General features: G+C 41.7%; 18 protein-coding genes. 10 read left to right on the forward strand and 8 right to left on the reverse strand.

The annotated features are described in order from the left end of the window. Positions 1-87: 87 nt before the first annotated feature. Positions 88-846, reverse strand: a complete 759-nt coding sequence (locus QJ048_RS06240) for an oxygenase MpaB family protein (RefSeq protein WP_282333476.1) — start codon at positions 844-846, stop codon at positions 88-90. 139 nt (positions 847-985) lie between these two features. Further along, positions 986-1,522, reverse strand: coding sequence for a hypothetical protein (locus tag QJ048_RS06245; protein WP_282333477.1), 537 nt, complete (start codon positions 1,520-1,522; stop codon positions 986-988). Positions 1,523-1,607: 85 nt separating this feature from the next. Here QJ048_RS06245 and QJ048_RS06250 point away from each other — a divergent pair, with 85 nt between their 5' ends. Further along, positions 1,608-2,129, forward strand: a complete 522-nt coding sequence (locus tag QJ048_RS06250) for a class I SAM-dependent methyltransferase (protein WP_282333478.1) — start codon at positions 1,608-1,610, stop codon at positions 2,127-2,129. Positions 2,130-2,389: 260 nt separating this feature from the next. On the opposite strand, the gene QJ048_RS06255 is transcribed toward QJ048_RS06250, so the two are convergent. Next, positions 2,390-2,893 (reverse strand): DinB family protein, encoded by a 504-nt coding sequence (locus tag QJ048_RS06255; protein WP_282333479.1) that lies wholly within the window; start codon positions 2,891-2,893, stop codon positions 2,390-2,392. A gap of 103 nt (positions 2,894-2,996) precedes the next feature. Then, positions 2,997-3,413, reverse strand: coding sequence for a nucleoside-diphosphate kinase (locus QJ048_RS06260; protein ID WP_282333480.1), 417 nt, complete (start codon positions 3,411-3,413; stop codon positions 2,997-2,999). Between the two features lie 292 nt (positions 3,414-3,705). On the opposite strand from QJ048_RS06260, the gene QJ048_RS06265 reads away from it, so the two are divergent. From QJ048_RS06265 to QJ048_RS06285, 5 genes are all read left to right on the forward strand, one after another. Then, positions 3,706-4,719, forward strand: coding sequence for a DHH family phosphoesterase (locus QJ048_RS06265; protein ID WP_282333481.1), 1,014 nt, complete (start codon positions 3,706-3,708; stop codon positions 4,717-4,719). Between the two features lie 13 nt (positions 4,720-4,732). Beyond that, on the forward strand, positions 4,733-5,668 hold the full coding sequence (locus QJ048_RS06270) for an FKBP-type peptidyl-prolyl cis-trans isomerase (protein ID WP_282333482.1): 936 nt from the start codon (positions 4,733-4,735) through the stop codon (positions 5,666-5,668). Between the two features lie 381 nt (positions 5,669-6,049). Next, on the forward strand, positions 6,050-7,036 hold the full coding sequence (locus QJ048_RS06275; RefSeq protein WP_282333483.1) for a D-alanine--D-alanine ligase: 987 nt from the start codon (positions 6,050-6,052) through the stop codon (positions 7,034-7,036). Positions 7,037-7,201: 165 nt separating this feature from the next. Further along, the gene (locus QJ048_RS06280) at positions 7,202-8,023 is read left to right on the forward strand and encodes a PASTA domain-containing protein (protein ID WP_282333484.1); all 822 of its coding nucleotides are present in this window, start codon (positions 7,202-7,204) and stop codon (positions 8,021-8,023) included. A gap of 16 nt (positions 8,024-8,039) precedes the next feature. Beyond that, positions 8,040-8,363: a rhodanese-like domain-containing protein gene (locus QJ048_RS06285; RefSeq protein WP_282333485.1), complete on the forward strand. Its 324-nt coding sequence runs from the start codon at positions 8,040-8,042 to the stop codon at positions 8,361-8,363. A gap of 269 nt (positions 8,364-8,632) precedes the next feature. On the opposite strand, the gene QJ048_RS06290 is transcribed toward QJ048_RS06285, so the two are convergent. The 3 genes from QJ048_RS06290 to QJ048_RS06300 all read right to left on the reverse strand — a co-directional run bounded on the left by QJ048_RS06290 (position 8,633) and on the right by QJ048_RS06300 (position 11,200). Continuing rightward, positions 8,633-9,544 (reverse strand): UbiA prenyltransferase family protein, encoded by a 912-nt coding sequence (locus QJ048_RS06290; protein ID WP_282333486.1) that lies wholly within the window; start codon positions 9,542-9,544, stop codon positions 8,633-8,635. 128 nt (positions 9,545-9,672) lie between these two features. Then, complete coding sequence (locus tag QJ048_RS06295) at positions 9,673-10,560, reverse strand: dienelactone hydrolase family protein (RefSeq protein WP_282333487.1); 888 nt, start codon at positions 10,558-10,560, stop codon at positions 9,673-9,675. A 103-nt stretch (positions 10,561-10,663) separates the two neighbouring features. Beyond that, positions 10,664-11,200, reverse strand: a complete 537-nt coding sequence (locus QJ048_RS06300; protein WP_282333488.1) for a hypothetical protein — start codon at positions 11,198-11,200, stop codon at positions 10,664-10,666. Between the two features lie 108 nt (positions 11,201-11,308). Here QJ048_RS06300 and QJ048_RS06305 point away from each other — a divergent pair, with 108 nt between their 5' ends. Further along, on the forward strand, positions 11,309-11,731 hold the full coding sequence (locus QJ048_RS06305) for a secondary thiamine-phosphate synthase enzyme YjbQ (RefSeq protein WP_282333489.1): 423 nt from the start codon (positions 11,309-11,311) through the stop codon (positions 11,729-11,731). Between the two features lie 28 nt (positions 11,732-11,759). Here QJ048_RS06305 and QJ048_RS06310 read toward each other — a convergent pair whose 3' ends face one another. After that, on the reverse strand, positions 11,760-12,440 hold the full coding sequence (locus QJ048_RS06310; RefSeq protein WP_282333490.1) for a YiiX family permuted papain-like enzyme: 681 nt from the start codon (positions 12,438-12,440) through the stop codon (positions 11,760-11,762). A gap of 294 nt (positions 12,441-12,734) precedes the next feature. Here QJ048_RS06310 and QJ048_RS06315 point away from each other — a divergent pair, with 294 nt between their 5' ends. The 3 genes from QJ048_RS06315 (at position 12,735) to QJ048_RS06325 (ending at position 14,350) form a co-directional block, all read left to right on the forward strand. Continuing rightward, positions 12,735-13,379: a Crp/Fnr family transcriptional regulator gene (locus tag QJ048_RS06315; RefSeq protein ID WP_282333491.1), complete on the forward strand. Its 645-nt coding sequence runs from the start codon at positions 12,735-12,737 to the stop codon at positions 13,377-13,379. A gap of 101 nt (positions 13,380-13,480) precedes the next feature. Next, positions 13,481-14,146 carry a peroxiredoxin gene (locus QJ048_RS06320; protein WP_282333492.1) on the forward strand — a complete coding sequence of 222 codons (666 nt, stop codon included), beginning with the start codon at positions 13,481-13,483 and terminating at the stop codon, positions 14,144-14,146. A 3-nt stretch (positions 14,147-14,149) separates the two neighbouring features. Next, on the forward strand, positions 14,150-14,350 hold the full coding sequence (locus QJ048_RS06325; protein ID WP_282333493.1) for a hypothetical protein: 201 nt from the start codon (positions 14,150-14,152) through the stop codon (positions 14,348-14,350). The last annotated feature ends 105 nt before the right edge of the window (positions 14,351-14,455 follow it).

The following is a 14,455-nucleotide window of genomic DNA, read 5'->3' on the forward strand; positions in this document are numbered from 1 at the left end:
TAAGCAAAAGTTTGGTTATAGTTTTTCCTTTCGCCGGACAATTTGGGAATTATCGGCGTAATATCAAAAAGCTTTTTGAATAGACTTTTAAACCATATTCATTTGTCTTATCTGTGTTTTATACTGTGCGGGTAGTAAAATGGATTGAATGAACCATTCGGCATTCATTCTGCGGACAATTTTGTAGATATAAACCATCGGCTTTATCACCGAACTTTTGCCTAGATTTAAGTTTTCGAGTACAATTTCATTAGCCACCAGTTTTTGTGATTCCAGCAAGATGAAATATCTGAAACTGCCTAAATGTTTTTTGTATTGTTTGAAAAGATCAGCGGTGTATTTGCTGTATTGCAAATTGCTGGCCTGCTGTTGTGAATATTCCGTTTGCCATGTTGCATAGCTCGAAGGAATGTTGCTTAAACCCATACGTGTCGCCATTCTATAAAATACTTCCACAACATCATCTTTTTCCCGGTCAGTTAATTTTCTATCCAATACTTCAAACGACGCAATCGAATAATGGATCAACATGTATAATACATCGCGGTAGGCCCAGTCGGGAATTGCTGCCCCACGAGCTGTTTCAACGCCTGTGTGTATTTTGCGCATCTTATCAATAGCGGCATGTGCTTTTTCTTTCGGCGAAAAAATGATTTGTCGTGCATAACCCACGGTGGAAAATAATCTTCCCAAAGGATCGGAGGGGAGCTTACCTGTAAAGTAAAGCCAGTCAACAGACTTATTCAGGGCGAATTCAGCCGCAGCGCCGGCAAATATCAGCAGGATCACATCTGCCTTGCCCCATATCTTTTGCACAATATGATCTTGTTCAACAAAGTATTCCATAACTGCTTTTAAAGTTAACGATAACGAGTATTAAGTCAAAAAGGGAAAGTCAAAAGTTAAAAGCCGTACAAGCCGGGTATTGCCTAATTGTAAGCAGATCAACACGAAAGCCTTTGAATTTTTCTTTCTTCCTTTTGACTTAGTTAAAGGCCTGTATTTCTCTATTGGAATATTCGTATAATGCCGCATGGTTTTCGATGTTCTCAAGTACTTCAAGACGTTTTATTTTTCTATAGCAAATTAAAAGAGGAATCAAACCTACCGCACCAAACGAACAATCGATCAGCTTCCAGTAGAAAGGAATTTGCCTTACATAGCCTGCGATAAAAGCCGTTGGCCAAATGAGAATACAAGCGATACAGCCAAATTGTATGATCCATATATTTTTCACAGGATCTATGTATGGGCCTATAAATGCAATGGCGATAACAATGTGAGCAAAGGCCAGCCAGTCATAGCCATATACAAGAAACGGGTATTGGGCATTCATATCCCTGATGGCAACATAACATCTTTGAATCCAGAAATGTAAATTGATGCCTAGTGGAATTACCGTGCATAGCCATTCAAGTTCTGTCTCCAATGCAAATGCAGTTGCCCCACTTAATATTAAAGCGATCATAAAGAACACGATCCATCTTCTGATGGTTACTTTCAGCGAATAAATTGTCTCCATAAAAAGCACTTTGAATTACAAAGTAAAAGCGAATTTCTCAGTTACGCAATTATTTTTTAGATTGATCTATAATAATACCTGGAACATGCAATTACCTAAAGCAATAGAATTAATTAAGCATCGGGGAATGTCGACAGGTGAGAAGCAAAACTGGGCAGATCTCGGCTGCGGCAGCGGGTTGTTTACAAAAGCACTTGCTTTGTTGTTACCCGACTCAAGTGTGGTATATGGTGTGGATACACAGCCCACTCTCGCACCGAATGTTTTTCCGAACAAAACGAGAATAGAAGTAATAAAAGCTGACTTCACAAACGATGCACTAAATCTTCCCGTGCTCGACGGCGTCTTAATGGCGAATTCGTTGCACTATGTAAAAGAGAAAAATTCTTTTCTGTCGTCATTGCTGAATCAGCTTGTTGATTATCCGCAATTTCTGATTGTCGAATATGATACCTTAAACGCGAATCGCTGGATGCCTTATCCCGTCGACTTTGCATCGTTAAAGAAACTGTTTGCCAGCATAGGTTTTACGTCAATTCAAAAAATTAACGAGCGTACTTCCATTTACAACGAAGCGAAAATGTATAGCGCGGTGATTTGGAAATAGGAGTTAGAAATTCAATCTCGTTCAGTTAAGCAACTTTTCAATTATTTGGTTGCTATATCCAGGAAAGAAAGACTGCTTGTCATCCCGACGAAGGAGGGATCTGCGTGATTGTTTACGCATAGTGTTCGTTAGTAGTACGACCAGATCCCTCGTTCCTCGGGATGACAAGCGAGATGCTTTTGTTTTTTTCAAACACCTTAATTAAACGACATTGAATTAGGAATTAGAATTGGAGGTAATGCGCTGTAGTAACTCAATTTTCAACTCTGCACTAATATCTTAACAGTGACCAGCAATTGCCCAGTGTGCCTCATCGTATGTTCTGCCGCATGAAAGAGAAGGCCCATAACTGTAGACGGCAGCTGTTTGCGGCCCACACCGCGAAATTCTGTTAAGCTGTATTCGTTGGTTGTTTTAAGCTGCTGCAATGAATTATCAACCTGTTTATTAAAATTATCAAGCAAACTGCTTAGTGTCACATGCTCATTTTGTTTGCCTTCGGCAGAAAGATAGGCAAGTTGCTCCGGACTTAGCGGTTGTGCCTTGACGTAAGTAAATAATCTGTCGAGCACGCCGGTTAAGTGCTGCAGGTGAAACGCAGGAGAGGCAACATTGGCGGGGCTTTCCCAAAGAAGATGCTCCGGAAAATTATTCATCAATTCATTTACTTCATCGCGTGCCTGCAGTAATGCATGGGCCACAGGCTGGAGCAATGCCGGTATGTGTTGGATTGGTCCCCGCATCCAGTATTCCGGTTGTTGCATAGTAGGAGATTTGGCGGAAGATACAAACACCTTAGCGCTCTTTGCGATAAAAAAAGCGACCACCCTAAAGTGATCGCTCTAAAAAAACTTACCGTTTCTATAATTAGAATTTCTCTAAACCAGAGAAGAAGAAGTTACCTTCGATTTCAGCGTTCTCGTCGCTATCGCTACCGTGAACAGCGTTCTCACCAAGAGAAGTAGCGTACATTTTTCTGATAGTACCTTCGTCAGCTTTAGCTGGATCGGTAGCACCAATCAAAGTACGGAATGAAGCCACAGCATTTTCTTTTTCAAGAATAGCAGCAATGATAATGCCGCTGCTCATAAATTCTACCAACTCACCGTAGAAAGGTCTTGCGCTGTGTACTGCGTAAAACTCACCAGCTTTTTCAGCAGAAAGTTTTGTTTGTTTCAACGCTACAATGCGAAATCCTTCTTTAATGATTCTATCTAAAATCGCACCTGCGTGGCCATTTTTCATAGCGTCAGGCTTAATCATAGTAAATGTTCTGTTGCTCATATCACTTTTTTGTTTGAGGCCGCAAATATAGACGGAATAATTAGAAATTAAGAATTGGGAATTAAGAATTAAGAATTCTTTCTCGGCGACATGTAAATCTGTTTGCAAGCTTTGCTCCACTTATTTCAAATCAATAAATCGTAAAAAAATCATCACAATCTTGAAAATCTGCGTTAGTTACCGACATAACAAATCGTTAACTCGTTAAGACTCAATCTTTAACCCTTCTTTTCAAAGTCCTAAAGCTTGTTTTGACAATTTATCAATTCCGCTTACCTTCGCTCCGTTTTTTATGAGACCCATACAGGAAATATACAACCAGCTGACCTCTCCACGTAAAGTGGTAATTACCATGCACCAGAAACCAGATCCTGATGCCATGGGTTCTTCGCTTGCGCTATATCATTTTTTAAGGCAGTTTGGACATACTGTAACAGTTGTTTCGCCCACAAACTGGGCGGGATTTCTTAACTGGATGCCCGGATGTGACACTGTCCTGGATTTCGAAAGTCCAAAAGGCAGAACTGAAGTGCCTGCGATTTTACAACAGGCTGAATGGCTTTTTTGCCTCGACTTCAATACATTGCCGCGCACCAAAACGCTTGCTGCTCCTTTAAAAGCGCTCAATTGCGTTAAAGTGCTGATCGATCACCACCAGCAACCCGAAGTTGAATCGTTTGATTACGGAGTGAGCGATACCTCTAAAAGTTCTACTTCGGAAATGGTGTACGACTTTATCGTAGGCAGCGGTCATGGCGATAAAATAAATACTGATATGGCGGAATGCCTTTATGCAGGCGTAATTGGTGATACGGGGTCTTTCCGTTTTCCTGCCGCCACTGCGGCCGTGCACACAATGGTGGCACATCTTAAGGAAGTTGGTCTGCAGCATACACAGGTACACGAAAATATTTACGATAATTATCTTGAGAACCGGCTTCGTTTTATTGGACACGTTCTTTCCAATAGAATGGAGATCATGTACGAATACAATACTGCTTTGATTGCCATTTCCAAAGGCGACCTGTTGCGTTTTGAAATAAAAACCGGTGACACTGAAGGTTTGGTGAATTTTCCGCTAAGCATTCAGGGCATAAAAATGGTTGGTTTGGTAATAGACAGGGATGAGGAACGCAAATGGAGTTTTCGCAGCAAAGGCAGCGTGGACGTGAATACATTTGCGAGGAAATACTTTGAAGGCGGCGGACATTTTAATGCGTCCGGTGGACACACAAACGATTCTCTTGATCAAACGGTAAAAAAATTTAAACAAGCAGTTAAAGAAAATGCTTTACAATTGCAATAACAATAAAATAAAAATGACAAAAATTACATCGATTGCTGTAGCAGCGGCTGCAGTATTGGGTTTGACAGCCTGCAACAATGCGAACTATAAAAAAACTGCGAGCGGATTAATGTATAAGATTGTGAAAGAAGGTAGTGGCCCGCAGGTGAAAATAGGCGAGGTATTGAAAATTAATTACGTTCAAAAAGTAAACGACTCTGTGTTGGCAGATTCGTATAAAACAATGCCTGTTTATGCTCAGGCTGACAGCGTTGGCGCAATTTATCAACCAAACGAAATTTTCCGTTTGTTGCACAAAGGTGATAGCGTTGTGATATTGCAGTTTGCGGATAGCATTTTGGCTAAAATGCCAATGGCTGGCGGTTCTATCCTGAAAAAAGGAGACAAGCTTTATCTTACTTTCAAAGTAGAAGATGTCCTGAAAAATGAAGAAGCTGTGCGTGTAGATCGTGAAAAAGAAATGAGCGCAATTGGCGATAAACAAGTTGTAGCTATCGAAGCTAAATTGAAAAGCAAAGGCATTACCAATGCTCAAAAAACAGGCAAAGGAACATTTGTAGTAATACAAAATCCTGGTGATGGTGCAGCGATTGATTCTGGTAAATATGTATCTGTAAGATATACTGGTAAATTGTTTGATACAGACAAAGAATTCGAAAACAACAGAGGTGCAGAAAAACCAGCATTCGGTTTCACTATTGGTCAGCACCAAGTGATCAATGGTTGGGACGAAGGTTTGAGATTACTGAAAAAAGGCGGTAAAGCTACATTGTACATCCCTGGCTTCCTTGCTTACGGTCCTCAGCCTGGTCCTGGCGGAAAACCATTCGAATCATTGGTATTCGATGTAGATGTTGAAGATGTTGCTGATAAAGCTCCGGCTCCTAAAGCTCCACAAATGGAAATGCCACATGCGCATGACACAATAGCTGCAAAAGGAAAGAAATAATCTCTTTTAAATAAGACTTGAAAAGCACCGGCGTTTGTCGGTGCTTTTTTGTTGGCCACGGGTTGCCGGTGCAAGAGTTTTTCTAACCACAGAGTCAAGGAGCTTTTTTTCACAGAGGGAACAGAGGATATGCTTCGAAATAAATAGCCAATCATGAATCGTTAGAAGAAAACAGGAAAACACTAACGACTCCTTTTCTCTGTTTCTACCACCGGCGATTCGTTCCGGGCTCTGCTCCATTCCCTCTGTGAAAAAAACTTCTTGACTCTGTGGTTAAAAAGAAGTGCAACGCACTCAACTTTTTTTTTTCACTTCCATTTTAGGTTTGATATTTGATGATTAAACGAACATTATTTCACCCAATAGCAAACCAATTATTTAATGAAGCCGAACATCGCTTTTGTAACAGGAGGTTATTCCGGAGAGGCACAGATTTCTTACATGAGTGCCATTACAATTGAAAAAAATCTGGACAAAGAAAAATTTAACGTTTACAAAATTGACATCAGACCAGACGGCTGGATGTATGAAAGCAATAAGGGTGAAAAAATAGCAGTAGACAAAAACGACTTCACTATTACCATCGGCGGCGAAAAGATACGGTTCCAGGCCGTGTTTATAGGCATTCACGGAACACCGGGTGAAGATGGAAAGTTGCAGGGTTATTTTGATTTGATGAATATTCCCTACACGTCCTGCGATGCTGCTACTTCTGCACTTACATTTAATAAGCGCTATACCGTTGCTGTAGCGGCTTTTGCCGGTATCAACGTGGCAAAAAGTTTGCATTTATTTAAGCACACGGGCATAGAACCTTCAGTGGTTAGTTCCTTGCTGCAATTGCCTGTGTTTGTAAAGCCAAACAATGGCGGATCCAGCATTGGCATGAGCAAAGTGAACAACAAAGAGGATATGGCTGCGGCGTTGGAAAAAGCATTTAAAGAAGACGATCAGATATTGGTAGAAGAGTTTATTTCCGGAAGGGAATTTACCATAGGTGTTTATAAAACGCAAGGTGAAATAAAAACGCTTCCATTCACAGAGGTAATCAGTAAAAAAGAGTTCTTCGATTTTGAAGCCAAATACCAGGGCCTCAGTGAAGAAATTACTCCCGCTGTTGTGGACGAATCGATCGCGGAAAAAGTAAGGTACACTGCCAAAAAAGTATACGAAGTGTTCAACTGTCGCGGTGTTGTGCGCATAGATTTTATATACAATGAAGCCAAAGGCGAACCATACATGCTTGAAATAAACACTGTTCCCGGCCAAACAGCGGAAAGCCTCGTACCTCAACAGGTTCGCGCTGCCGGCATGGAGTTGAAGGATTTTTATACGGAATTGTTGAAGGAAGCGCTTTCAGTGGCATAAGGTATAAGGCCTAACGCCTAACGCACGGAAGCTCCGGAGTTGAACCTGCGTTGAGCGTTCTGCCGTGTGCATTAAGCGTTTGGCGTTCCGCATTAGGCCTTTCAAGCTTTTTTTCATTTCTTTGGGCGCACATTAAATAATCCATGAAAACAAAACCAAGTTATTGTGTTTAAATTCCTTTCAAATAAACCGCTTTGGGTCAATATAGTCGCAGCCTTTGTGCTGGGTGTTGTGCTGATCTTGCTGGTGCTGTCGTCCCTCAACTTTTTCACCAAACATGGAAAGGTTTTGCGCATACCGTCTGTTGCCGGAAAAACGTACGACGAAGCTAAGCGATCATTGGAGCAGCAAGGCTTTGAAGTAGAAATACAGGATTCAGTTTATCGCGATACAGTTAGGCCAGGCGTTGTCCTGCGCCAGTTTCCCGATGCCGATGAATTAGTAAAGGTCAACAGAACGGTGTTTCTGACCATTAACAGAACGGTACCTCCGGATGTGGTAATGCCGAATCTGGTAGGGATGAGCTTTAGAAATGCAGAGATAGTGATCAGGCAGTTTGGCTTCAAAATGGGTGACACCCTCTATAAGCCGGACTTTACAAGAAATACAGTATTGAATCAATCTGTAAACGGAAAAGAAGTGCAGCCGGGAACCAAATTGCCAATGGGTTCGGAGATATCTCTAACTTTAAGCGGCGGACCTTCGGGCATTGATCTGGCGGTGCCTGATTTGACCGGCATGACCTTTAACGAAGCTAAAGCAAAACTTGGCCTGGTGGGCATCAGTTTTGGTTCTGCTGTGTACAAAGCGGGTGTTACTGATTCAGCCAATGCGTTCATTTATGACCAGGACCCAAAACATTATACATCAGACGGAAGGGTAAGCAGGATCAGAGCGGGGCAAATGATTGATATTTGGTTACAAACTGAAAAGCCTGTGCGTGATACAACTGCTGCGAACCCACAGGATGACAAATCTTCTTTCTAACGATTAAAGTTTTATTATGAGAAATATTACAGTTGAAGAACTAAAAGCAAAACTTGATGCAGGCGAAAAGCTGCATGTGATTGACGTACGCGAGCCAAACGAATATGCCGAAGCAAACCTCGGCGTGCCTTTGATTCCTTTGGGAAAAATTCAGGCAATGCAGATCGACGAGATCGAAAACCTGAAAGATGAAGAATTGTTCATTCACTGCCGCAGCGGCAAAAGAAGCGCTACTGCCGGTATGTTCCTTGAAACAATGGGCTTCACAAATGTGGTGAATGTGGAAGGCGGAATTTTAGCGTGGCAGGAGAAGTTTGGCAGCGAGAAGATTGTGAATTAATTAATAATTAATAATTAGTAATTAATAGGGCGTCATTGCTTATTGTTGGAGACAGCAAGAGCGATGACGCTTTTTTAATAACTGAATAACTGAATGCAAGATGCAACGTCATTGCGAGTGCAGCGAAGCAATCTCATGCTTCGGGTGCTTGAGATTGCTTCGGCCACTCGCTGAGATAATGATTTTGCTTTAGTAATACAGGCATTCTTTCCCGGCCGGCCTCGCAATGACGGTTCGATGTTTGTGAGACATTTGCAGTTACTCAGTGATTAGAAAAACTTCATTGCAACAATGCCGCACAGCGCCTTCGCTAACATCAATCCGTCAATTACAACGAGATAATAGAAAATGGACCGGCGGTTATGCAGTGAGTATGCAACGAGAATAAGTAAGATAAACGGAATAGTGTTCATCAGGATCTTCATTATACCGAAATGGCGGCCCAGGGCGTAAACGATAAACGAGCCAAGGCCAACAATGCTCAAGGGGATTACGATATAAAAAATGGTTTTGCGTAAACCTGCTTTAACCACAAAGGTTTTTAGCTGGAGGTTATGGTCCGTCGCATAATCCTTAATGTCGAACAAGATACAAAGCACCGTTATGTACATGAAGTTTTTTGCAAACAAAAAGAACTTGATCCATGTAATATCGTAACGGATATTATGGGTAATGCAATAATATAAGACAGGGTAAATCGTCACCATGCCTGCCCATACAAAGCCGATCATGAAAGGCTTTAGCCAGCCAACACTTCTGAGGTTGTATGCCTTTGTTGTGCGCAGGTTGACGCCATAATACATCAATCCGGCTGCCGGCACCGAAGCGATTAGAAACCATTCGGGTACGGTAATATCGGACAGCTCTTTCAACGGAAAAACAATCAAACCGCAAACAAGGCAAACAGTGTACAGTGCAAGCTGGCAATAAAAGATCAGCTTCGCGTTTGCTGCGTACCAAATAGATCTTACGTTGATACTGTTGTGCGCGTTATCTGTAATGTATGCTTTGGTGTAATAAAGAATAGTAAGCGCAGCCACCAAAAGATAATAAGGGATTGTATTCAGCGGAAACTCCTGCTGCAAGCTGGCTTCAATAGAAAGAGCGATGGCGCAAAGGCCATAAAAGTAATTGCCGAAAAAAATAAATTTCATCAGGCTGTGATCGGTCCGTTTCAACATGACGCCGTTGCTGTTTTATTGAATTCTTTCAGCGCAAATATAGTAAATGCCTGACGCTTAAAGTCGAACGCCAAACGCCTAACGCAAGGTGCACCCTGCGTTAGGCGTTTGGCGTTAAGCATTGAGTCTTACTTCAGTTTTTGATTAAAGAAATCAATCGTTCTTTGCCATGCAAGCTCTGCTGCGGGTTTATCATAACGAGGTGTGGTGTCATTATGAAAACCGTGATTGACATTTGCATATGTGTAAGCCGTGTATTCTTTTTTGTTTGCTTTCAGTGCAGCTTCATACGCCGGCCATCCTTCGGTCACTCTTGTGTCAAGTCCTGCATAATGAAGCAGGAGCGGAGCTTTTATTTTTGGAACATCCTCAGCAGCAGGTTGCCCTCCATAAAAAGGTACGGCAGCAGCAAGATCAGGAATGCGAACAGCCATCATATTGGCGATCCAGCCACCGAAGCAAAATCCTACAACGCCAACTTTACCATTGCAGTCTTTGTGGTTTTTTAAGTAGTCAAACGCTGCAATGAAATCTTCCAGCATTTCGTTTTTATCGCGTTTGGCCTGCATTTCCCGGCCCTTTTCGTCATTGCCGGGATAGCCGCCGAGAGGAGTGAGCGCATCGGGCGCAATGGAGATAAACCCTGCAAGAGCGGCTCTTCTGCCCACATCTTCTATATAAGGATTTAATCCACGATTTTCATGCACTACCACTACGCCGCCAAGCTTTCCGGTAGCATCTGCTGGCATCGACAAAAGTGCTTTGATAGTTCCGCCGCCTTTGGGTGATTCATAATTGATATATTCTGATTTGATGCGTGGATCGTTCGCTGTTGTTTGCAAAGTATTTTTATAATCCGGCATCAAAAAACTCATGAGTGAAGTAACGGTAAGGCCGCCAACGGCGTATGCAGAAAGCTTTTGCACAAAATCGCGCCTGTTGATACGGTCATGTGCATAGTCATCATATAGGTCAAACACTTCCTGCTTGATGTCTTCTTTTTTTATGTTTTCCATAATGGTGTTGTTGAAACTAAAATTAATAATTAAAAATTAAGAATTAATAGGTGCTACATTCCGTGAATTTTCAGACATTAGTTGTCTGTTTCTTACTTCTTAATTAAAACAGTTCCACATCTTCGTCTTCCACTAATTTTTGTAAAAAAGCTTTTGACTTTTTGCTTTGAAATCTAAATTCAATTGTGGCCCAAAGTGCAATAGCGACAAAGGCTCCAAAGGGCAATAACTGGTCTGGCAAAAAACTGAATTGCAGAAGATCATTAATATTGTAAACGGCAGAACTGATAATACGCAGAGAGATAAGCCCCAGTATGGAAAGTATTAAAGCCGTTGACAGCAGAACATTTGTTTGCGGTCGCATCTTAATTTCCACTTTTGTTTTTCCTGAATCGCTGAAAACATGACCTGTAATTACCGGCAGATAAGTGATTCGGATTTCAACATTTCTTTTAATTGTAAAAGTGTCACCCGTAATCTTTCCACGGTAAGGCTTTTCAAACGGAGGTTCGTAAAAGAAGGGAATGCGAACAGGTACATAAGATAATGTGTTTTCATCTATTCTTTTTAGTACTTCCTGTGGAGACAGATGGGTCGTAAATGTGCAATACTCAATCGGCAGCAGCTTTTTAAGGTTCATCGAAGTTCTTTGTTTCAGGGTAATCTTAAAAATTAGCACTATGAACTTAGTATAAATATGTTGTGCAGCCAACTCTTGTTATTAACTATTAATTGGTTTCTTTACTGCATGAAAATGTTTCAGCAAATAATAGAACTACCCGAAAAGCGTCGTGGGTTTCATTTGATAACAGGAGAGGTATTGAGAGCATTGCCCGGAATTGGAGAACTGAAAACAGGAATGTGCCAGGTATTTATTCAGCACACATCCGCATCATTAACGATTAATGAAAATGCTGACCCTACTGTGAGAAAGGATTTTGAAACATGGTTCAATAAAGCGGTTCCTGAGAATGATCCCGATTATTTACACAACGACGAAGGTTCCGATGACATGCCGGCACACCTTAAAGCCGCTCTATTAGGCAGTTCAGTAATGATACCGGTAAACAACGGACGTTTTGCCTTGGGAACCTGGCAAGGCATTTATCTGTGCGAACACAGAAATTATGGGGGAAGAAGAAGGCTTGTGATTACGGCGTGGGGGGACTAGCTTGCAGCATGGCAATTTGGGTTGTACACTAGTTTGATTTTACCGTGGTCAACAATTCGCTTTCGAAAATGGCTTGTGGAGAAACCACCGTTTCATTCATCGGTATCTTGCTTCCATAGCGTTCTTTGAGCTTTTCTTTAACAGCTTCGCTTGTAAGATCCATGTCCTTTAAATGTTGGAGTTTACCAATTTCGATTCCCGTTGCTCTCTGGTAAATTTTCCAGATGAATTCAGAACAATACATCTTGTCATCGCTCCATTCAAAGGTAAGGTCGTAGTCTTTGCCCATGGATTTTTCAGCTTCCTGTTTCATTTTTGCAATTATTGCAGGAGTAAGGACTTTATCGGCGCTTTTCAATCTTTTGATTACATATTTTCCGTCTTTACCCCTTGCTATCCATTTTTCAAGTGCGGTCTCCCTAACGGGTTGTACCGCTTCGTACACAAGAAAATCATTTCCTTTCCTGAAGATGATGCCACAGTGAGAATATATCGATTTTGTTGCGAGCTCGACGGCTTTACTTTGCGGAGAAAGATCCGTTTGGAAAATCAGGTCGCCATCTTGAATTTCGTTGTTCTTTGAAAGTTCTTTAATTTCTTTCTTTGCGCTTCTTAGTTTGAAATTGATGCCGTGGAGTTTTCTTTCGGCATAGAGTCCGGCAATTACAATGAGAGCGAGAAGGGTAGTTATTAAGAGGATCTTTTTCATTAGAGTTTTTTAGGTAGAAATTGCAATAACAAAAATTAACTTAAAACTTTTTTCCCGAACCTAAAAGAGATAGGAGCGCATTTGGAAGAATTTAGTATTTCCTTTGTAATTGAAATAAACTATAATGCACGCACTTCAGGATATATGCGACGTCTTTTCAATTTTTGACAATTGATACACTGGATGAGATATGCAAAGCCTACTGGAACGATATAAGTAATAGAATGTAAGCTAGTTCTACTGTTCTCTCTTGCTTCACTTTAATTCCTGATTTTTAATGCTTACCTTAAACCTATGATTGGTCAACCGCTAAACTACCTTGATAGGTTTGCAGAATTATTCGAGCCTGCCTTAGTTGCCGAGCTGGAAGAGAAATCCATGTTAATGGAAGTAAAGAGCGGCGACACGATGCTCAACATTGGGCAAACGATCAGGGCCGTTCCGTTGTTGATCAGTGGCACGATCAAAGTGAGCCGCATTAATGATGAAGGGCAGGAGCTTTTGCTGTACTATGTAAAAGAGGGCGAGAGTTGCGCCATGACGTTTAACTGCTGCATACTTTCTCAAACAAGTGTGATCAAAGGCTCGGCAGAGGAAGACAGCGTTTTGCTTTGCGTACCTGTTGCACTGATGGAAGGCTGGATGGTCAAATATCCATCCTGGAAAAAGTATGTCATGACCACCATGCTTAATCGCTTTACAGAAATGATCAAGTGCATTGATGAAGTTGCTTTTAAAAAACTGGATGAAAGACTCATCAATTATCTCAAAGAAAAGGCAAAAGTGACGGGCTCTTCCGTGCTTAATCTTACCCACCAGCAGATTGGCGATGAATTGGGAACCAATCGGGTCGTTATTTCAAGATTGCTCAAGAAACTGGAGAACGATAAGAAATTGCTCATCTACAATAAGCAAATCAAGCTGTTGAAGGATTTGTAACATTTGTTACACAGGCTTGTAACGGTTGTTACAGGAATTGGTTTTTAGCCTTAGCATATTTGTGGTGTTAATTATTTAATCAAAAACAAACACACAATGCCATGAGCTTAAGACTAAACAACACCGCCCCAAATTTTACTGCCCAAACTACAAAAGGCACTATCGATTTCCACGAATGGATCGGAGATGGCTGGGCAATGCTGTTCTCGCACCCAAAAGATTTCACCCCTGTTTGCACCACTGAGTTGGGTTATATGGCAAGGATAGAACCTGAGTTCGCCAAACGCAATTGCAAGATCATTGGTCTTAGTGTTGATTCTGTAGACAGTCATTTGAAATGGGAAAAAGATATCGAGGAAACACAAGGCGCCGCGGTTAACTATCCGATGATTGGCGACACAGAGCTTGCCATTGCTAAGTTGTACGAAATGTTGCCTGCTGACGAGGCGGGAACATTCGAAGGCAGGACAGCCGCAACCAACCAAACCGTGCGTTCGGTTTTTGTGATCGGGCCCGACAAAAAAATAAAGCTGCAACTGACTTACCCAATGACCACCGGTCGCAATTTCAACGAGATTTTACGTGCGCTGGATTCCATGCAGTTGACTGCCGCACATAAAGTTGCCACTCCTGTGAACTGGCAGGACGGAGAAGATGTTATTATCGTTCCCGCCGTGTCTGATGAGGAGGCCAAAGAAAAATACCCCAACGGCTGGAAGACCATTAAACCATATCTCCGCGTTGTTTCTCAACCTGCTAAAATCTAATGTATGAAAGCTCCACTATCCATGCGCATTTGGTTCATTTTCATGGGCACCGTTCTTTGGGTGGGCATTTACCTTACTGGTTTTTCCACCGCCAGTTGGTTGCTCTATGTGCCTGCTGTAGGCTTCGTGATCGCCGGAGTTACAGGCATTTGTCCGAGCCAAATTGCAGCATTCAAAATTTTCAGATCGCAAAAGAATGTGTGACCAGCGCAATAAAGTAATAGTTTTTTTGTGAACCAAACATTTGTTTTCATGGCATCATCGTTGCGTCGCACACTTCAGCTGTAGATTAAAGGGCATCGATTCATG

Origin of the sequence: Pinibacter soli (assembly GCF_029961145.1) — a bacterium.
Taxonomy (GTDB): Bacteria; Bacteroidota; Bacteroidia; order Chitinophagales; family Chitinophagaceae; genus Pinibacter; species Pinibacter soli.